Annotated in this window: 18 protein-coding genes and 1 pseudogene; 6 read left to right on the top strand and 13 right to left on the bottom strand. The window is 61.6% G+C overall.

The window, feature by feature from the left end:
• Positions 1–484 precede the first annotated feature (484 nt).
• From VHX65_03630 to VHX65_03605, 6 genes are all read left to right on the top strand, one after another.
• Positions 485–1,540 carry a TIM barrel protein gene (locus VHX65_03630; GenBank protein ID HEX3997623.1) on the top strand — a complete coding sequence of 352 codons (1,056 nt, stop codon included), beginning with the start codon at positions 485–487 and terminating at the stop codon, positions 1,538–1,540.
• A gap of 127 nt (positions 1,541–1,667) precedes the next feature.
• Complete coding sequence (gene tnpA, locus VHX65_03625) at positions 1,668–2,060, top strand: IS200/IS605 family transposase (GenBank protein HEX3997622.1); 393 nt, start codon at positions 1,668–1,670, stop codon at positions 2,058–2,060.
• Between the two features lie 236 nt (positions 2,061–2,296).
• On the top strand, positions 2,297–3,454 hold the full coding sequence (locus VHX65_03620) for a Gfo/Idh/MocA family oxidoreductase (protein ID HEX3997621.1): 1,158 nt from the start codon (positions 2,297–2,299) through the stop codon (positions 3,452–3,454).
• Between the two features lie 68 nt (positions 3,455–3,522).
• Positions 3,523–3,774 carry a hypothetical protein gene (locus tag VHX65_03615; GenBank protein HEX3997620.1) on the top strand — a complete coding sequence of 84 codons (252 nt, stop codon included), beginning with the start codon at positions 3,523–3,525 and terminating at the stop codon, positions 3,772–3,774.
• A 387-nt stretch (positions 3,775–4,161) separates the two neighbouring features.
• On the top strand, positions 4,162–5,010 hold the full coding sequence (locus tag VHX65_03610) for a sugar phosphate isomerase/epimerase (GenBank protein ID HEX3997619.1): 849 nt from the start codon (positions 4,162–4,164) through the stop codon (positions 5,008–5,010).
• 265 nt (positions 5,011–5,275) lie between these two features.
• The gene (locus VHX65_03605) at positions 5,276–5,491 is read left to right on the top strand and encodes a carbon storage regulator (protein ID HEX3997618.1); all 216 of its coding nucleotides are present in this window, start codon (positions 5,276–5,278) and stop codon (positions 5,489–5,491) included.
• A 131-nt stretch (positions 5,492–5,622) separates the two neighbouring features.
• Here VHX65_03605 and VHX65_03600 read toward each other — a convergent pair whose 3' ends face one another.
• From VHX65_03600 to VHX65_03540, 13 genes and pseudogenes are all read right to left on the bottom strand, one after another.
• Positions 5,623–6,492, bottom strand: a complete 870-nt coding sequence (locus tag VHX65_03600; GenBank protein HEX3997617.1) for a serine/threonine-protein kinase — start codon at positions 6,490–6,492, stop codon at positions 5,623–5,625.
• Between the two features lie 244 nt (positions 6,493–6,736).
• Entirely contained in the window at positions 6,737–7,597 is an 861-nt protein-coding gene (accD, locus tag VHX65_03595; GenBank protein HEX3997616.1) for an acetyl-CoA carboxylase, carboxyltransferase subunit beta, read from the bottom strand.
• A 77-nt stretch (positions 7,598–7,674) separates the two neighbouring features.
• A complete protein-coding gene (locus tag VHX65_03590) occupies positions 7,675–8,307 on the bottom strand; it encodes a histidine phosphatase family protein (GenBank protein ID HEX3997615.1) in 633 nt (210 codons plus the stop codon).
• An 81-nt stretch (positions 8,308–8,388) separates the two neighbouring features.
• On the bottom strand, positions 8,389–9,132 hold the full coding sequence (rpe, locus tag VHX65_03585) for a ribulose-phosphate 3-epimerase (GenBank protein ID HEX3997614.1): 744 nt from the start codon (positions 9,130–9,132) through the stop codon (positions 8,389–8,391).
• A 303-nt stretch (positions 9,133–9,435) separates the two neighbouring features.
• Positions 9,436–10,215, bottom strand: a complete 780-nt coding sequence (locus VHX65_03580; GenBank protein ID HEX3997613.1) for an SMC-Scp complex subunit ScpB — start codon at positions 10,213–10,215, stop codon at positions 9,436–9,438.
• An 83-nt stretch (positions 10,216–10,298) separates the two neighbouring features.
• Positions 10,299–11,267, bottom strand: a complete 969-nt coding sequence (locus VHX65_03575) for a PmoA family protein (protein HEX3997612.1) — start codon at positions 11,265–11,267, stop codon at positions 10,299–10,301.
• A gap of 260 nt (positions 11,268–11,527) precedes the next feature.
• On the bottom strand, positions 11,528–12,322 hold the full coding sequence (locus VHX65_03570) for a hypothetical protein (protein HEX3997611.1): 795 nt from the start codon (positions 12,320–12,322) through the stop codon (positions 11,528–11,530).
• Between the two features lie 331 nt (positions 12,323–12,653).
• Entirely contained in the window at positions 12,654–13,853 is a 1,200-nt protein-coding gene (locus VHX65_03565; protein HEX3997610.1) for a GTPase, read from the bottom strand.
• A gap of 124 nt (positions 13,854–13,977) precedes the next feature.
• Complete coding sequence (locus tag VHX65_03560; protein ID HEX3997609.1) at positions 13,978–14,781, bottom strand: type III pantothenate kinase; 804 nt, start codon at positions 14,779–14,781, stop codon at positions 13,978–13,980.
• A 1,562-nt stretch (positions 14,782–16,343) separates the two neighbouring features.
• Positions 16,344–17,369, bottom strand: a pseudogene (gene obgE / locus VHX65_03555) (GTPase ObgE).
• Between the two features lie 593 nt (positions 17,370–17,962).
• Positions 17,963–18,211, bottom strand: a complete 249-nt coding sequence (gene rpmA, locus VHX65_03550) for a 50S ribosomal protein L27 (GenBank protein HEX3997608.1) — start codon at positions 18,209–18,211, stop codon at positions 17,963–17,965.
• A gap of 156 nt (positions 18,212–18,367) precedes the next feature.
• Positions 18,368–19,399, bottom strand: coding sequence for a hypothetical protein (locus VHX65_03545; protein HEX3997607.1), 1,032 nt, complete (start codon positions 19,397–19,399; stop codon positions 18,368–18,370).
• 224 nt (positions 19,400–19,623) lie between these two features.
• Positions 19,624–20,115, bottom strand: a complete 492-nt coding sequence (locus tag VHX65_03540) for a hypothetical protein (GenBank protein HEX3997606.1) — start codon at positions 20,113–20,115, stop codon at positions 19,624–19,626.
• Positions 20,116–20,194 lie beyond the last annotated feature (79 nt).

Below are 20,194 nucleotides of genomic sequence, written 5' to 3'. Positions count from 1 at the left end.
GAAAGCAATTTAAAGAAGCGTTTTTTTAGCCCCGTTCACGGGGCTTTTTCGCCTTGGTCGGCTTTAGCCCCTACGTGAACACAGATTATGGGCCACGTCTTCCACCAATTCAAGCTCCGCTGGCAGGAGGGCTATGGTGTGCTGACGTTACGGAAGGACGAAGTGGAAAAGGTCAGCAGATATATCGACAATCAGGAGCAACACCACGTTCAGGCCATCTTTCAGAGTTGTTGGAAAGCATCGAAGAGCCGACGGATGACTCGGCGGCGTTTCTGGCTAAAGCCGGAGCAAAGCCCGCTGAAGCGGGCTAAAGGCATTCTTAACAGTTCTTCGCAACCCACAGGCGTGAACGCCTGGGCTAAGTAAAAACAAAAACCGGGCGTGAACGCCTCGGCTACGGAAAAGCAAAACCGGGCGTGAACGCCTGGATCACGAAAAGACAATTTACCATTCGGCATTAGACAATTCCCGAGGGACAACGGTTATGGCGAATCATCCCAACAAATTCCCGAAGCTGCACAATGCCGCGTGGCCCGGAGTCGTCGGCAAGGGGGGCGATGCCGAGCCGCCCATCGATCTGGATACGATGCTCGACCTCACGGCCGGCGCGGAAGTCGATGGCCAGAAGTTCGATGGCTTCGATCTGTTCCTCTTCGCCCCGCATGTCGATATCGACGCCTCGGACGACGATTTAAAATCGCTCGCCGACAAAGCAGCCAAGCGCGGGCTGGCCATCGGATCGGTCGTGGCGCCGGTTTGGCCTCCGACCGGCGGCGGCGCGGCGATGGGAAGCGACGCCGATCGCCAAAAATTTCTCGATTCCGTGCGCAAAGGTTGCCGCATCGCGAAGAAGCTCCGCGAACTCGGCATCCGCAAGGACGGCGTCGTGCGGATCGACTCGGCCACGAGCGTTGCCGAATGGTGCGCGGGCGATCCTGAAGCCAACACGCGGCGGATCGCCGACACATTTCGCCAGGCCTGCGGAATCGCCGAGGATTTCGGCGAGCAGCTTTCGGCCGAGGGAGAGATTTGCTGGGGCGGCATGCACAGTTGGCGGCGCATGGTGCAGCTCTTGGAAATGGTCGATCGCCCGCAAACGCTCGGCTTCCAGGCCGACATGGCCCATACGCTGCTGTACGTGCTGGGGATCAACGCCCCGGAAGATGCGATCCTGCCCGCCGATTTCAATTGGCGCGACACGGCAAAGCTCGACGCGGCCCTGACGCAAATCACGGCCGCCCTGCGCCCGTGGACGAATGACTTTCACGTCGCCCAAAACGACGCCACAGTGCATGGCACCGGTTCGCACGACAAGACCGGCCGGCATTGCTTGCCGAACGATCCCAACGGCAAGCTCGACATTGTGAAAGTCGCCGGCTTCTGGCTCCGCGACGAACAGGGAAATCTCACCAAGCGCTGCCGCCACATCTGCTGGGACGGCTGCATGTTCCCCAATGCCACGATGATGAAGCCGCAAACATGGCAAGACATTTTGGGCGCCATGGTGGCGGTGCGCGACGCGCACGGATGGAACGAATAAATCGCTAGCGTAACTTTTTTTGTAGCCCAGGCGTTTACGCCTGGGTCGCCAGTCAGACCAAACCAACTTCCAGCCCCGTTCATGGGGCTTAACCACGTCGGCTTTAGCCCCTTGGCGCTCGGCGAACATGGGTCACGTCTTTCATCAGCTATTTTATCATTTCACGTGGGCGACGCACGCGCGAGAGCCGCACATTGATCGCTCGATCCGTCCCCCAATTCTGCAAGTGCTACATGAGGAAGTGCTGACCCGCGGCGGCCGACCAATACGGCACAATGCGATGCCGGACCATCTTCGTCTGCTCGTTCGGCTTCCACCGGCATTGTCAATCAGCGAGTTTATCGGCAAGGTGAAAGGCGCAACGGCGTATCGCGTTAATCATGAGTTGCGACCAAAGTTCAAACTGCTTTGGCAGGAAGGATACGGCGTTTTGTCGCTTCGCGAGGACGAAGTGGAGAAAGTCAGCCGATACATCGACAATCAGGAAGAACAACATCGATCGGGGCGGCTTTCGAACTAGTTGGAATGCGCTGAAATACTGACCGACGATTGGGACGCATCTTTGGCTGAAGCCGCGGCAAAGCCCGCTGAAGTGGGCTGAAAACGAGGATGGAGAGCTGACGGAGTCCCAGGCGTAAACGCCTGGGCTACATAAAAGAACCGAATCGGCGCGAACGCTCGATTACAGCAGATTGATCCAGGCGCAAACGCCGGGCTACGAAAAAACCGACACAAACACCCTCCCGCGAGAACCTCATGTCAAAGCCTCTCAACATCGGCATGATCGGCTACGGCTTCATGGGCCGGGCGCATTCGAATGCGTATCGGCAGGTCAGCCAGTTTTTTCCGCTCGAATATCGCCCCGTGCTCAAAGCGTGCTGCGCTCGCAAGGCCGATAAGATCAAAGCGTTCGCCGAAAACTGGGGCTACGAATCCTACGAGACCGATTGGCGAAAGCTCATCGAGCGCAAAGATATCGACCTGATCGATATCGGCACGCCGAACAACACGCACAAGGAAATCGCTCTCGCGGCAGCCGCGGCGGGCAAGATGGTGCTCTGCGAAAAGCCGCTGGCGATGAGCGTGGCCGAAGGGGAGGAAATGGCCGCCGCCATCGAGCGGGCCAAAGTGCCCAACATGGTCTGGTTCAATTATCGCCGCGTGCCGGCGATCGCGCTAGCCCGGCAGTTGGTCGATGAAAAGCGCATCGGCCGGCCGTTCCATTATCGAGCCACGTATCTGCAAGACTGGACGATCGCCGCCGATGTGCCGCAAGGCGGGGCCGGATTGTGGCGATTGGATTCGAGCGTGGCGGGCTCCGGTGTCACCGGCGATCTGCTGGCCCATTCGATCGACACGGCGATGTGGCTCAACGGCCCGATCCGTCGCGTGACCGCGAAGACCGAAACGTTCGTCAAGGAACGCGTGCATGCCGAAACCGGCAAGGTCCAGCCCGTCGGCATCGACGATGCCTGCATGTTCCTGGCCGTGTTCGAAAACGGCTCGATGGGCACGTTCGAAAGCACGCGCTACGCACGCGGGCGAAAAAACTTCAACACCTTCGAGCTGAACGGCGAGGCGGGGAGCGTGTATTTCGATCTCGAAGATCCGCAATATCTGCAATATTTCAAATACAGCGATCCCACCACGGGCAAGAAAATCGAATCGCATCTGACCGGCTGGCAGAAGATCCATGTCACCAATCCCGAGCATCCGTATATGAAGCAGTGGTGGGTGCCGGGCTGCACGATCGGCTACGAGCATACGTTCATCAACGCCTTGGCCGATTTCCTCAAGAGCCTCGAGACCGGCAAGCCCGTGCAACCCGATTTCCGCGCGGCATTGGAAACGCAAAAAATCTGCGATGCCGTGCTCGCCAGCGCGAAGAGCGGGCAATGGGTTGAAATCCGCTAGAGGGTGTTAGGCAAAATTGAGCGATTGCGAAACCGCTGCTACAATAGCTGGTGGAGGCGTTCGCATATATGACGCAAATCATTCTCGACGATGCGCAAGCGCAGATTGTTCTCAATGCCCGCGAGCCGATCCAGGTGTGTGATCCCGACGGAAATGTGCTAGGCATTATTCCTCCCGCGGCGAAGGCGCCGCCAAGCGGGTATGTCTTCACCGACGCGGAAATCGAAGCCGCAAAACGCTCTCGGGCGAATCCCGGCCAATGCCGCACGACGCAAGAGGTTCTTGAGCATCTCCGTGCCATTTGGCCCGAGAACGCATGATCCGGTTCACGGTCACTTGGACTCAGAATGCACAGGGCTTGCTCGCAGACGTATGGAGAACTTCGATTGACCGAGCGGCCGTAGCACGGGCGTCGGACGCTATCGACCGGCAGTTAGCTGAGCATCCGCTTGGGGTCGGTGCGGTGGCCGCCGAGGGGTTTCTGCGATTCGAAATCGCTCCGTTGGCAGTGCTCTATTCTGTCCAAGAGCCAGACAGGCTCGTGCAAGTCGAGTATGTTCGGCATCTCTGACGGGGGCGGAACGGCTGGTTCGGGCCGGTGCGTGTGCCAAGGCTGCCGCTTGCGATTTACCGCGGCGGATGGCAAATTGGTGGCACGACGCCCGTTGCCAATCCCACCCTAATCCCTTTGCCCGCGGAATCTCGCCATGAAATACGGCATGAATTTGCTGCTTTGGTCCGATCACTTGCACGACGGCCTGCTGCCGGCGCTCGAGAAAATCAAGCAGATCGGCTACGACGGCGTCGAGATTCCGCTCTTCGATCTGTCGCTCGATTACGCGGCTTGGGGCCGGCGGCTCGACGAACTGGGCCTTGAGCGAACGGCGGTCACGGTCCGCGGCAGCGCCGATAATCCGATCAGCTCCGATCCGAAAATTCGCGCGGCAGGCATTGCCGCCTCGAAGCGCACGCTCGATTGCTGCCAGGCGGTCGGCGCGCAGTTGCTGGTCGGCCCCTATCATTCGGCCATCGGTGAGTTTTCCGGCAGCGGACCAACGGCCGAGGAATTGCAGCGGGGCGTCGAAAGCATGCGCGAGGTTGCCGTGCATGCAAAGCAGGCCGGCGTCGGCTTGGCCGTCGAATATCTGAATCGCTTCGAGTGCTATCTGTTGAACACTGCCGCCGACATGGCCCGCTTCATCCGCGAGGTGAATCATCCCAGTTGCCGGATGATGTACGACACGTTTCACGCGAATATCGAGGAAAAAAGCCCCGCCGAGGCAATCCGCACGGCCGCGCCGCTGATGGCCCTGGTGCACATTTCCGAAAACGACCGCAGCACGCCGGGCACGGGCAACATTCCCTGGTCGGCCACATACGACGCCCTCCGCGAAGTGAACTACGACGGTTGGATGGTCGTCGAAGCGTTTGGCCTGGCGCTGCCGGCGCTGGTGGCCGCGACGAAAATCTGGCGTCGCATGTATCAGAGCGAAGAGCAACTTGCCCGCGACGCATTGGCCTTCATGCGCCGCGAGGTGAGCAAGCGCTGGTCGTGAGCGCGGCACGTCAAGAACGCCGCCATGCATCGTGGGAGCGATTCGCCATCTTCGCCATTTTCTAAGATTTCGCGCTTGAACAGCGAAGTCGCCTTGCGCATTTTGCCGATAGCTTATCTTATCGGCGGACGCCCCATTCTATCTATTCTGCAAGGTCGCTTCAGTGCCCGCATTCGACGACCGCCGATTCGACGCGAAATAACATTGACAGCCGTTCACTGACTGTGTACAAGTATACAGTCATTCAACTCAAGGAGGTGATTGCATGTTGGTTCTCTCGCGAAAAGAAAGCCAGCGGATTCGGGTCGGCGATTCGATCGTGGTCACGGTGGTGCGCCTGTCCGGCGACAAAGTGCGGCTGGGGATTGAAGCCCCGCGCGAGATGGTCGTGCTGCGCGAAGAACTCGATCCGGCATTCCGGGCGACCGGCGGAACTGCGCGTGTCGAGGAAGAAGCGGCGGCCACCACCGTCGAGCGTTGAATTCGATGCGTTGAATTGGATGCGTTGAATTTGTGTGAAAGAATGGGCACAGGCGCCTCACACCGGCCGTTTGCCGGGAGTTTGATCCAGCGAATTCCGGAGCGAGTCCCCATTCTTTCACAAGGCCGGGGTTAGGCAGGCAGGTCTTCGGTTGTGAGATCGCCCAGCAATTTCAAAAACTGGTCCATCGAGGCCAGTCGCTCGTCGGGGTTGGCAATCAACGAGCGGTTGATCGCCTCGCCCAGGCGAGGCTGGATGCGTGGGCGGAGCGTGCGGACGTCGGCGGCTTGATCGTGTCCGAGCGCTACCTGGCCCGTGGCGCCGCGGGCCCAGGGAAGCTCGAACGTGCAAAGTTCGAACGCGGTCGCGCCGAAGGAAAAAATGTCGAGCCGATGGTCGTTCTTCTTGCGGTGGACCACCTCCGGGGCCATGTAGTTCGGCGTGCCGGTGCGATTGCCCGGCTTCATGAAGTCGGGCGTGGCGGGCACGGTCAGCCCGAAATCGATCAGCTTGAGTGACGTGAAGTCTTTCGAGCAAACGAAATTTCGCGGGCAAATATCGTGGTGCATGAACCCGGCCTGATGCACGGCCCGCAACGCCTCGGCCGCTTGCCGCAAAAGGTGCACGCGCCGGCCATCCAATCGCCGGTCGCGGGCCACGATCACCGAGTTCAGCCCCGGGCCGTCGAGATATTCGAGCACCACGTATTGCTGGCCGGTGGTGGTGACGCCGAATTCCAGCGTTTCAACGACATTCGGATGGCGAATGGCCTGGCCGATTTCGCCTTCGCTCGGTTTGTTGAGGCCTTTGAAGCGGGCCTCGAACGCGGCCGTCTTTGCCGGGTCGAGCAGTTTCAGCCCGACGATCTTGCCGCTCTGCCGGTCGCGCGCCATGTGAAACGCCGACATCGTTCCCGAGATGGCTTCGCGCTGCAACTCGAATCGCTTGGCAACGTCGAGCTTTGACGCAAGGAGCGATTTTATCGAGCCGAGAAGGCCCATGCGAAATGATCCGGCAATTGTCGAAGATGAAACCGCGCGCGACACCCGACCGCCCGAGTCACAACCAGCCCCAGCAGCAAAGAACCGATGCCGGACCTCCGGCGACCGAACGATTTGCCGATCCCGATTGGCTCCATTCTAGCTTAGTCTCGGCCGAAAAATAACTTCCGTTTTTCGAACCCTCACGCTGCCCTCTCCGGCAAGGGGAGAAGGGGCTGCGGAGAAGGTGTTTTTCGGCCGCGGCTTACTTGCCGCAATAGTCGATCGTGCGCGCGATTTCCGGTTTCAGGTCGCTGCGGCGGACGATGCGATCGATGAAACCGTGCTCGAGGAGAAATTCACTGGTCTGAAAGCCCTTCGGAAGCTCGATCCGAATAGTGGCTTTGATCGTGCGTGGCCCGGCAAAGCCAATCAAGGCTTTCGGTTCGGCAAACACCAAATCGCCGAGCGAGGCAAAACTAGCCGCCACGCCGCCCATCGTCGGATTGGTCAGCACGCTGATGAACAAGCCCCCGGCCCGGCCATGCCGGGCGAGCGCTGCCGACACCTTGGCCATCTGCATCAGCGATAGAATGCCTTCGTGCATCCGGGCCCCGCCGCCGGAACCGCTGATGATGATCAGCGGCAGCTTTTCTGCGGTGGCCCGCTCGGTAAGCCGGGTCAGCTTTTCGCCGACGACCGAGCCCATGCTTCCCATGATGAAAGCCGAATCGGTGACGCCGAAGGCGACGCGGCGAGCGCGAATCATTCCACAGCCGACGATCGCGGCATCGCGCAAACCGGTGCGTTTTTGCTCGGCCTTCAGGCGATCGGCATAGGCTTTCTTATCGGCGAAACCAAGCGGATCGGCGGGCTCGAGGTCGGCATACCATTCCTCGAAGGTCCCCTCGTCGAGCACTTGGGTGATTCGTTCGGCGGCGCTTACGTACCAGTGATAATCGCATTCGGGGCAAACGCCCAGCCGCTTCTCGGCCTCCTTGCGATAGATCATCGATTGGCAGCCGGGACAAAGCTGCCAAAGCCCTTCCGGCACGCCCCGTTTGTTCCACTTGGGACGCTCGGAGCCACTAGAACCGGCAGCGGATTCGACCTTTCCGGAAGCCATGGCAATTCGTGGACGGGTGAGGCTGGAAATGGGCAAATGCTAACGATTGCCGCTCTGTCCGAAAAGGCTGAAATCGGCTATTGGCCATTGACGATCTTCGGCACGACCGCCGAACCCGCCGATGTGGAAGCATTGCTCCGGCTTCGCGGAAGGGTGGAAACCTCCAGGATTTCGACTCGGCCGCAACCATTGACGGCCTTCCACAGATCGCGCACTTCGGTTCCTTGCAGACGACTGCGAATGACGCTGGCGAGCGGCTCGGGCGCGACCAGTCCGATCGTGCCAAAGCGATGTTTGCGGAGCAGCTTTTCCAGAGCGAAGGCCGTCCGTTCTTCCACGGCCGAGAGCATTTCGCCGTTCGGCGGACAGATGATCTCGGGATGCTCTTGCCACTGCCGATAAACGGTCGGCTGCTTGCGTTTGACCTCGTCGATTTGCATGCCCTGCCACAGCCCATGATCGAGATTTTGCAAGCGTTCGAGGGCTTTGGGCTTCAGGCCCAGTTCGCGACCGAGCAGCTCGGCTGTTTCCTGTGCCGCACGGCACATGGATGAGTAGAGCGCCACCAGCGAGCTCCCCCGCAGGCACTCGATTGCGCCGGCAATCTGTTCGAGCCCCTGCTGGTTGAGCGGGATATCCAAGCGACCTTGGATGCGACCTTGAAGATCGTAATCTGTTGTCCCAGGACGAATTAAAGCAATCTGGACCATATGCGTGGCGATCGACGTTTTGGATATGCTAGCCCCATTTGCCCGCAAATCAAATGCCGGCTCTTGGGGGGTAGACCTTGTTTATGAGGGTGGTTTGGTCGAGCAAGCTTTGGCGGCGCGGCTGGCCAATATGCCCAGTTCGCCGAGTGCCTGTCGATAATTTTGTTTTGCGAAGATGGCCGATCCGGCGACGAGCAATTGGGCGCCGGCGGCAGCGGCGGAGCCGACCGTGGCCGGATGAATGCCGCCGTCGATCCCCAGCATCAGCCGTTCCCCCGCAAGCTTGCGAAGCGCCCGTAGCTTGTCGAGGGCTCGCTCGTCGAACTCCTGGCCGCCAAAGCCGGGCATGACACTCATGACCAGCACGGAGTCGCAAGCATTCAGATACGGTTCGACCTTCGAAACCGGCGTCGGCGGATTGAGCGCCAATCCGGCGCCGGCTCCGATGCGGTGGATTTCATCGAGCAAGGGCCGAGGATCATCGACCGCTTCGACGTGGATCGTCAGGTGATCGGCCCCCGCGTTGTGATATGCCTCAAGGTATTGGGCCGGGTTCGAAATCATCAAATGGGCTTCGATCGGCAGCTTGGTATGACGCCTGACGGCATCGACCACGATCATGCCATAACTCAGATTTGGGACGAAATGGCCATCCATCACGTCCAAATGCAGTACCTGGGCTCCCGCCGCCTCGATTCGCTGGACTTCATCGGCGAGATGGCCGAAGTCGCACATCAACAGTGCCGGCACGACCACCGGCAACGAAGACCCTAATTCCGCGAATCGCGGACGCGGTTCCGTACAGCCATCGACGAGTTCGGCCACGATTGGGGTCACAGAGGTGTGTGCGACAGTTTTCCGAGCCACCCGACAGCCAGTCGGTGGAAAATCGAGCTCTCAGATTTTTGGGACATTCAGGCCCCATTTGTGCCGCAGGCAAACCGGCCGACGCTGGGCAGATCCCCACGGCGGAGCGCCGGCCGATTCAGTTTCCGCCAGAAGAATCAGCCGCCAAAACGCTGGCCCGATTGTACCACGGCGCTATGGAGAAACCTATCCAGGCCTGGTCATTGGAGCGCAAGCCGATATAAGAGAGCAACTTGCGTAGAATGCAGGTTGTTCGCGACGCTACTGCTGCCGATCGAATTCAAGGCTTTTCGGGAGATCGGCGAGGCTTTCGATTCCCACCAGCCGTAGAAATCGCTCGCTGGTCGAATAGCGCGGCGAGGCTTCAGGGCTAGCGCGATCGATCTGGAGCAACTGCCGGCGGACGAGTTGCGCGAGCAGCCGGCCGCTGGACGTATCGCGCATGCGAGAAATCTCGGCAGCTTCGATCGGCTGATGATAGGCCACGATTGCCAGCACCTCGATTGCCGCGGCCGACAGCTTCGCTTGCGCCGCCCGCCCGGCGAATTTCTGCCGCACCGCTGCGAATTCGTCGCGCAGGGCGAGCCGATAGCCGGCCCCCACGCTTGCAATTCGATAAGGACGGCCGGTGCGGGCGTAGTCGTCGTTCAAATCCCGGACCAGTTCGTCGATCTCGGCGGCCCGAACGCCCCGCATCAGCCCGGCCACCTGCCGAGCCGTCATCGGAGCGCCGTCTGGCAGGCCCACGAAGAGCATCGCTTCGAGAATGCTTCGGGGGTTGATTTCGCAACCGGCATCCGATCCCGGCGGATCGTCGCTGGCCTCTTCTTCCACCACGATTGCCGCGCGCACGGGGTCGTCGTCGGGCTCCGGCGGAATTGAATAGGGATCGTCGCCCGCCCCGAGCATCGCCGCGAATGCGCCTTTGAGCTTGTCGAGCGAAAGGCCTTCGTCGGAAGGCGCGGCGCGGAACGATTCAAGACCCAGGTGCGTCGGCGGCGGAGAATCGTGACGGTGGCTGCCCGAGTTGCTCTTGGCCATGATCGCTTCCCTGCGGGAAATTCCGCGTCTTCGAAATCCATTTTTCGGCGCTGCGAAGATCAGTCTCGCGATCCGAAATGCGATTATTCCCCGTCGAATTGCTCCTTCGCATACGCGGCAAATGCTTCGGCGATGCGGGCTTTTTTCTCATCCCCCTCATGCAGAATTACACGGTAACGGAGCGATAGCGATCGGCCCGGCTCGACGGTCGCCGAACCGTCGGGCTTGCTCTTGTTGGCAGTGAAATCGCTTTTGCCGAAGGGATTCGCGGCGAACAGCCCGTAGGTGCGCACATGCCAATACGTCGGGTAGCGAAAGCTCGAGGGATGATTGAGGATGGCGATGCCGAGCGTTTGCCCGTCGTGCGGCGCGTCGTAATCGACCCACGAGGCGCGTTGGCCCCAAGCTGCGGCGTCGTGCTGGCCTTCGCTGTTGACGATTCGGCCATGGCCGGGCGGATCGACTTTCAGCCAGTCGGCCACGCGCATGCCAAAGCTTCCTTCCTTGGTGTCGCCGAACACGAGCCGGCCATCGCTGGCGGTGAGGCGGATATCGAAGTCGATCGATCGCTGGCCCTCGGCCGCACGAAAGACGAGCGTGCGGCGATCTTCGCACACTCGCCGGCCATCGTGGTCGAGCCAATCGTCGAGGGCCACGATTCGCGCGGTCGGGCCTCCGCGGACCTCGGCAAACTTGCGGTGCCGGATTTCGCCCCCCTTGGCGCTTTCCCCCCAGAAATCGATGCCGTTCACCTTGCCGTGCGTAAACCAAAACGAGCGGTGATGCGGGTGGTCGCGCGATTCGCCGGCGACCGATCGCATCGAATATTCGCGAGTCAGCGGCGCGCCGCTCGGCCCGATGATCGGCCAAAGAATCGGCTTGTTGCCGGAGCGGATCAGATACTCCGTAAACAGTTGACCGTCGAGCTTGACGGTAACGCCGCGGTCCGTTTGCTGGACGGTAAATTCAGCGGCCTGCGAGCCCGATGTCCCGGCCCATGCCGCGGCAAGCGCGACGACTATTGCAATCAGAATTCGGCAGGGGCAGCGCATCGTGCTTCGGTCCTTTTGTTGGCAAGCCAAGGGGTGCCGGTCGCGTCGGCCGAACGCTTCGCGGGAGAAACGTGCCGACTGTCCGCGGGCGAGCGGTGAGCGTTTATCGTAGCAAGCAGGGCGGCGCGATGCCAACGGCGGCCGGCCGGCCGGAAGCCCAGGAAAGGCCGAAAAAGGCGGCCGCGAAATCGAGAACGCGTTGGCGGCCTTTCCTGGGCTTGCGCCCCGAGGAAATGCGGTATCGGCAGATCCGCGCGCGGTTAGCGCTTTGCCGGGGCTGGAGGGGCCGAGCCCAGATAGCGCTCGAGCGTTAGCGGCGTGAACGTGACCAAGAATTCTTCCGCCTCTTGGATCTTTTGCTGGTCCGACTCCAACAGCCGCCAGTTCACGCTGTGCTCGCTGCGCACGATCATCGGTTTGCCGCCGAATCGCGAGCGAGGCGGAATCGTGAGTTGCACTTTCGCGGGAATCGCATGGCTCACGAACAGCGCCTCGTCGATCTTCAATCGCGGGAACGGAGGCGTCGAACCCGGATTCGTCATCGCATTCAGCCGGGCGTAAGAATTCGAGAATTCCAGATACTGCCGGGCAATGTCGTCGGTCCCCGCTTTCACCGTCGCCACGCGGTATGTCAGAAACGGACTGGTGAAGACAAGCTCGCCGGTCGTGCCATCGAGCGACTGGTCGAAGCTCGGTTCGGCGGCGAACTTCAGCAGCGGATCGGCTTGCTTGCCGCACCAGGTTCTCAGCTCGTCGCTGAAGGCCATGATGCGTTCCATCGTCATTTCCGCCTTTACCCGCCGCACCGGATCGAGCAGGATGACGCGCGAACGGGGCTTGTCGAAGACGGTGATTTCGACGGGCTTATTGAGGAAATCGTAGACCTGTTCGCCGCGGAACAAGGTCAGGTCTTCGCTGGCCGGCTCGGTTTCCTTGCCGACGTAAACCTTGGTTTCAATGCGGAAATCATCCGCCGCCGCACCAGCGGAAAGAGTCGAGCCGGCCAACAACGCCGCCAACGCACACACCAATATCGGCTTGCCGAAATTATTCATGGGTCACCCGAAGGAGAGAAATTGCGGTTTTCAGATGCACACGGGAGCGGGAGAATAGTGAAGCCCGGCATCCGTGTAAAGAGAAACTGCACTGCAAGCACGGCGCGCCACCCGTGCGACGAACGTTTGAAATCCTTGCAACGCGCGGCGAGAGGGGCTCAATCGTAGCCGGCACACTCCGTGTGCTGTTGGCGCTCCGCGGGGTGGTGGGCACAGTGTTTGGCAGACGGCACACGGAGTGTGCCTGCTACGTTAGTTGCCGGCGAAGGGTGTTGGCGCTCCGCGGGGTGGTGGGCACAGTGTTTGGCAGACGGCACACGGAGTGTGCCTGCTACGTTGGTTGCGGGCGAAGGGTGCGCTGGGCACGGCCTTTTGCCTCGCGCAGTGCTTCGATATGGCTTGCCATGAACGGCACCGCGGCGCCGGGCGGCGGTTCGCTCCGGATCAGCCGGTGGATTGTTTCGCGGATCAATGTGCTAATTCCTTGGCCGTCGAGCGCACTGGTGGCGATTCCCTGAGGGCGATCGGTCAAGGCGACTTGTCGTGCATCGCCGGCCGATCGCCGTGCCAACAGATCGATCTTGTTGTGGAGGATCGTCGCTCGCGGATATTCGTCTGCAAGTGCTGCCGATTCGTCGCTCCAGGGCTGTGCGGCGTCGAAGATCAACAGCGTTGTGTCGGCAGCGGCAATTTGTTGCCGCGCTCGGGCGATGCCGGCGACCTCCAATGGATCGGCGGAGATTCGCAGGCCCGCCGTGTCGATCAGCTCCACGGGCCAACCGTCCAGAGCGGCAGCGGCGGTCAGGGCGTCGCGCGTGGTGCCCGGCAGGCTGTGAACGATCGACCGCTGATAACCGACCAGGGCGTTGATCAGGCTGCTTTTGCCGGCGTTCGGCGGCCCGGCGAGGACCACCTTCCAGGGCGTGACCAAGTGCAATCCGACGCCGGCCCGCGCCAATAGCTTGTCGATCTGCGAGATCGCGACATCCATGGAATTCGTGTTCAGCGCCGCTTCGATCTCGGCCAGGGCGGCGGCGAGAGCGCCGTTGTATTGGTCGAGCAGGATCATCGCCGTCCGCTCGGTTTGGGCGCTGGTCAACAGCCGGCGCGCGGCGGCTCGAATCGGATCCGATTCGTCGAGCGCGATCCAGTCGTGCCAAGGGATCAGCGCACAGCCGTCGTGCAAGAAATCGGCTACGATTCGTTGTGCTGCGGCCGAGCCGCCATGGCAATGCACTTCGAACCGCTCCGACTCGAGCCGGCAAACGACGACTTCCTCCGCCGCTTCGAGCGCGGCAGCCGTTTCGGCCGGAATCGCGGATCGCCAGAGGCCGACATGGATTCGGCCCGGCGCAAGTCGAGCTTTCCCCGCCGCAGTATGCGGCTGGAAATGTCGCTGGACGACTTGGGCCGCCGTTGGACCGCTGGCGTTCAACGACGCAACCGCCCCGCGTCCTGCCGGCGTCAGCACGGCGACATGATCTGGCTGAGCGGGATTCGGCCGCGGTGAATTCATTGAAATCGTTGCCATATGTGCGGCTGGTGCATTCGTGTGCGGCTGGCCCCGTTCGTAGGTGGCTGGTTGTGTTAGCGCCTTGCCGTTCACGCGCCTCGCCAGCAAAAGTTAGCGGCAAGGCGCTAGCCGCCGGCGTTCTCTAACATCTGCGAGCGAGCGCAATTCCGCTGAGCACCAGGTGGGGCAGGATTCGCACCGGATTGCTGAGCGCCTTGCCCAGATGCGGGCCGGCGCCGCCGGTGAGAAACAATTCCGGCTGCGGGTCGATCCCGGCCGACAGCCGCTCGGCAAGTTCGCGCACGGCACCGACCGCTCCCCAGTACAAGCCGCTGCGAATGGCGGTGACGGTTGACGTTCCGAGTGCCGGCGGCGGTGCGGAAAGTTCGCCGAGCGGAACGAGCGGCAAGAGATCGGTGAACTCGTGCAGGGCACGAGCGGCGAGGCCCATTCCCGGCAAAATGGCCCCTCCCCGAAATGCGCCGTCTGCCGACACGTAATCCACGGTGATCGCACTGCCGGAATCGACGAGGATCGCGCCGCGGCGAGGCGCTCTCAATCGGGCCGCCGCCGTCGCCGCCGCCAGACGATCCATTCCAACGCGTTCGGGATGCTCGACTCGAACGTCGAGCGGCAGATCGCCCACATGCAGCAATCGCACCGGCGCCGAATGGCCCGACGGAGTCGAACCCTGCCGCACGATCCAATCCTGCAAGTGCGCAGCCGCCGGCCGATTCACGCTGGCAATCCACCATTCGGGCCACATGGGGCCGGCCGGCAGCCAAGCGGTCAGCCGCGCGGAATCCCATTCCACGGCGGGCAATTCCAAAATGCGAATCGGCTCGACAACCTCTTCGATTTCCGCCGCGCGATCGAACAGCCCCAATTTGATCCGGCTATTGCCGACATCGACGGCGATCAGCGGCGTAACAGGATCGGAAGACATTTTCAGCGGGCGAACAAGGGACGATCGGAGAACCGCGAGCGAGCGGAAGTATACCAAGAATCGGCTGGCGCCGCCTCGCCAACGCAATGGACCGCAGGCGAGATCGGCCGTGCCATTGCGCCGCTACGGCTGGTCGATATCTGGGCAGCTTGAAACTGCAACTCTGCGTTTTCGAAGCCGATCGCAGGCTTGCCGACCAACAGCCATTGGTTCCCGCGGATGGCCCTTTCCGCAAACAGGCGTCGGGCTCCCGGCGGAACGGCCGGTCGACCTGCCCCGCGGCGCGCAGCATGGCCGCGGAGCTTGCGCGCCGCGGCCTATGCGCGGATGGATTGTCGCATCGACAAGCACGCTTCGTGTACCGCCGCCCCCAAGGAGCCGGGCGTTCTTGATTTGCGCACCGCATAATACCTGTGCGGCGAGGGTTGTGGCTAAAACCGCACAACGGGTCGGCGATCGCGGCGAGAACAGCCTTGTTCCTGCCGCAACCGCCCGGGTTTTCCGGCAACTCCCATGACTAGGGCAAATCAACCCGAAACAGTTCCATCCACGCCCTATTGATGGGTGTCGTGCGCTCGAACTGCGATGGTCGAATGGCCGGCAGGCGTTGCCCCCGCGCTGCATGGCAGCGCCGCTCGCGTCAGCAAGGGCGGTCGCCCGTCAACCGCTCGCGCAGCAAACCGCAGCCCCTGTTGACGCTACGGGCCGATTCGCCGCGCTTCCCATCGTTCGAACCCTAAGCAGCGGTCCACTGGGTTTCCATTCGCATAAAGCCGTCTTGAACCACACGGTGAAGGCGTCGCTGCAAGCTCTCCGCAAAGCGCTTCGCGGAAAACTTGTCGCTTCGCATTCGGGCTCGGGTCTCCTGGAAACCTCAGGAGGAGCGGGTAAGGGGCCTACGAATCAACTTCTCGGCTCAATCACTAGCTGGCCCGATGCGAGGGATCAACATCGCACCGGTTGCGCCGGCCCGGCGATGGACGAGAAGGCCTTCGCGAAAGCCAACCGAACCACCGTAGGGCAGCATGACGGACTGGCAACGCCGGCGGACAAGAACGTTGGGCCGCTTAGGCGTCGCGTAGGCGGGGAAGGCTTGAGGCTTGAGACTGTGAGGCGTTGAGGTACGAGGGCAGGCGCCGCCGAGGGCGGAGTGGCCGGTCCTCACAGCCGCACATTGTCACAATCGCAAGTTGTCACAATCGCAAGTTGTCACAATCGCACATTGTCACAGTCGCAAGTTGTCACAATCGCAAGTTGTCACTGTCGCAAGTTGTCACTGTCGCAAAGTCTTAAAGCCTCCGCCGCATCGCCCGTCACAAGTGCCTCGTGCCGAGTTGTCTACGCGGCATTAGAATACAAATGTACACTCATTGCAAGCGGCCGAATTGGCCACAAGCCGGGGCGCGCGGCTTGGCGGAAGAATCACGCGGCGCCGCGGAGGCGCGGAGAATTACAAATTCATCGCCGTCGGATCGATCGGTATTCGCAATGTGGAACCGCGATCACTCGACCTTCACTTCCGCGTCGGACTTCTGCTGCGAGGCGTCTCCGCGGCTCCGGGTGAGTGCACTGCCTTCGTCCGCTTTGGGAGGCTGCCGTTTCTTTTCCTCCAGAGCAGTGGAGATTTTCCAGAGCAGCTTGTCGAGATTTTGGCCCGTCACGGCGCTCACGGGGAGGATTTCGCGGCCGAGCGCTTCGCTCAGCCGGCGATGCACTTCGTCGGAGCCGGGAAGTTCGCACTTGCTGAGCAGTAGGATCTCTGGGCGCGTGCCCAGTTCCGCCGCGTGCTGCTCCACTTCGAATCGGATCGTGTGATAATTGGCAAGCGGATCGGAGCCGTCGGCCGGCAGGGGTTCGATCAAATGCACGATGATGCCGGCTCGTTCGATGTGCCGCAAGAATTCGTGCCCCAGGCCCACGCCGGCGTGGGCGCCTTCGATTAGCCCGGGCAAGTCGGCCATTACGAACGAATGGTCGGCGTCGACATCCACCAAGCCCAGGATGGGGTGCTTCGTGGTGAACGGATAGTCGGCAATTTCCGGCCGGGCTCGCGACAATCGGCTGAGCAGCGTGCTCTTGCCTGCGTTCGGTTTGCCGACCAGGCCGACATCGGCGATCACTTTGAGTTCCAGGAGCAGATTGCGAATTTCGCCTTCGCCGCCGGGCGTGTGTTCGCGCGGGGCGCGATTGGTCGACGTTTTGAAGTGGGCGTTTCCATAGCCGCCGCGGCCGCCGCGGGCGACGACCACTTGCTCGCCGATCTGCGCCAAGTCTTTGAGCAAGAACGCTCCATCGGCGTCGAACACGACGGTGCCGGGAGGCACGTGCAGCACGAGATCCTCGGCGCTTCGGCCATGGCAATCGCTGCCGCTGCCGGGCGTGCCATTTTCGGCTCGCCAATGTTTGCGATGGGCCAGCGGCGCGAGGCTATCGACGCCCGCCTGCGCGACGAGGATTATGCTGCCGCCATGGCCGCCATCGCCGCCATCGGGACCGCCGCGCGGAATGAATTTTTCCCGGCGAAAGCTAAGGCAGCCGCTGCCCCCTTTTCCCGCCGCAACCTGAATTTTGACGCGGTCGACAAACATGATTGCTCACGCCGGGGGAATTGGCTCAGAGTGGTCGCGCGACGTGGCCATTAGGTCCGCAGGCCGTGCGTTCCCGGCTTGGCCGAGGGGCCGAAGTGAACCAGCGTTCGTTGGTAAAAAATGCCGCTGCTGTCATCACGCCGATTGCATCCGAAATCTGAGCCTGAAAGGCTCGTTGCGTCAGCCCAGGGCGGAGTCGCGCGGAAGCGGCGTCGCCCTGGCTACGCGATGCATCGAAGTTGTCCGGTCCTGGAGGGGCCGTTCCACAAATCGCGGCCTAATTGAACGGCCCTGTCAGGGCCGACGCGTCGTGCGGGGCGGTTGCCCCAGGCCTCCGAGGACGTGAAAGAATGGGGACAGGCACCTCGCGCCGACCATTTTTGCCGATGTTTCATCGAGCGAGTTCGGAGCCAGTCCCCATTCTTTCACAAGCGCTCCGGCCTGGGCTGGCAGAGTCGGCCTTTCAGACCGAGACGTTTTCGGTTGCCCCCAGTGAATATTGTGGGTACTGCTAAGCGCGAAGCCGTCGGGCGCGGCAGTCATTTCGCGGCAGTCATCTCGCGGCAGTCGCCGAGGTTGGTTTCCGGACTGCGCTAATTGGCGTTGATCACGTTGACACGGCGCCCCTCGCGGTCGAAGGCCACCACGCCGTCGATCAGGGCAAAAAGCGTAAAATCTTTCCCTTGGCCGACGTTCCGGCCCGGGTGAAAGCGGTTGCCGACCTGGCGGACGAGGATATTGCCGGCGATTACCTGTTCGCCGCCGAAGCGCTTGACGCCTCGCTTCTGCGGCTGCGAATCGCGTCCGTTGCGGCTAGACCCTTGGCCCTTTTTGTGTGCCATCGTATGCTCCCTGGAGGCCGATCTGGCCAGCCACGCTCGAATGTTGAAAAAGTTGCGTATGGCGGCGGCGCGGGCAACTTCGGCCGGCATCCGGCAGCGAAATCCTGCGCACCAAAATCAAAAACCCTGCCGGTCCCGCCAGTCGAGCCGCCTCTTTTAGCGGAAAATCCAGCGGTAGTCAATGATCTTATCCCAATTCCGGCCAATTGGCGAGGGCTCCTCGGCCGGTGCCGTGGCCTCGTCGGGATTGGTGTGCTTCGCCACTTTGTCGGCCGGGGCGCCGAAATAGATTTCGTCTTCGGAAAGAGCGAATTCATCGCCCGGCCGCCAGAAATTCAATTGCAAGGTTTTGTGGGTGAACTGGCGGCCCGTGCCCGGCGGATCGCCCGGCTTCAGAGATTCCGGAGCCGGGTCGGTCCAGCGATAGGCGTTCGTGAGGCCATTGATATAAATCGAAAAGAAATCGATCCGCGGATCGATATCGGTCCAAGTCGCGACGCCCCACACGCTGCGATCCCCGGTCGGCGTGCTGAGCGGAATCGGGTGGCTGCTGACCATCACCGAATCGAGCAGCTTGCGGTTCGGGTCTTCGCGGCGGCGAATGGCGTCGATGGCCACGGGAATCAAGCGGTCCGCGTAGGCTTGCTGTTGGCCTTCGATGGTCGCTTCCAGCGAGAATTTGGGAATGAAGACGATGCCGGGGGGCCCGATGTCGTCCACCGATTGCACATCCGGGGCGGCGGCCAATTCATCGGCCGTTTGCGGTTCTTTGGGAACCGGCTTCAATTGCCCGCCGAGGTTTTGTACCCGGTAAACCATGTACCACACCACTTTCCGCTCGAGCTGCCCGTTCGGGCCGGGAACATCGACCTGAATCAGCCGCAGCGGTTTGAAGGTGAACTGCAGATACCACGCCGTTCGATAGAACGCTCGGTCGGTGGCCAGCGACTTCAGCGTCTTGGTGGGCGAACTGTAGGTGGGGGTCCAATCGAGATCGGGCACCACGCCGGGCGCCAGCAGTTCGACCATGTTGTGCCGCGTGACCGTATCGTGCGGATCCAGGGGGCGCGGGATCGTGGTCTCGACGCCCGGCCCGAGCCGGCGAAACCCCCTCGGCGGCGCCTTGCGGGCCGACGGCTGCTGGGCGGCGGCAAAATCGGCAACGAAATTCACAGTGGCGGCCAACATCGCCAAAACACCAATGGCGGCAATCCTTTGCAGCGCCAAACGCGGCCGAAGCGATCGAACACAGCACATCATCGGAGCCTCTTTCTCGCCAGAACGGCACAAAACGAAGAGCCAGAACCGCTTCCAGTATAATTACGCCGCCGAGCGAGGGTCAAGTTTCTGCGGTGCTCCTTTGAGGCGGCATACTTGACGCCGCGAGTCAAAGCCGCCGGCAACCGCGCTGGTCATTTGTCTGCGGTAATGTCGATATCCGCCGGTTCGGACCATTCGAGCGTCGATGGGGAGCGGTGGAGCGAGATGCCGATGCGGAATTTTGTGGGGCCGAGCTTTGCGGTGGCGGGGATTTTGGCGGTCCAGGCGTGGCTGAGGGTTTCGCCCGGCTTGAGCGTTGTCGATTTAAAGACGATCACGGGGCCGAGGCCGCCGTGCTTCGGCCACGAGAAAAACTCGATCGACGGATTGTCGCTGTGGGCGTACCACAGGGTTTGAGGCATTTCGATCGTTTGGTTTGCCGAGGAGATGTTCTTGATCGTGAGGTCAATTTTGACATCTCCCCCCTGGCGGACCGACGCGGCGGCGGGCTTGGCAGTGATCTGCCAGGGCGCGGAGGCCGGAGGCGGAGCGGGCGCATTCGCCGGCGGCTCGGCGGCCGGCGACGAGAAATAGCAGGCTGCAAGCCATGCGAGGCAAACGGCGATGATGATGCGGGCGAACATAGGGCGCGTTGGAAAATGCTTCTGCTTTATTACCCCTCACCCTGCCCTCTCCCGCAAGGGGAGAGGGTGATGCGGAGAG

This window comes from Pirellulales bacterium, from assembly GCA_036267355.1.
Taxonomy (GTDB): Bacteria; Planctomycetota; Planctomycetia; order Pirellulales; family DATAWG01; genus DATAWG01.
This window is presented reverse-complemented; position numbering and strand designations above follow the sequence as displayed.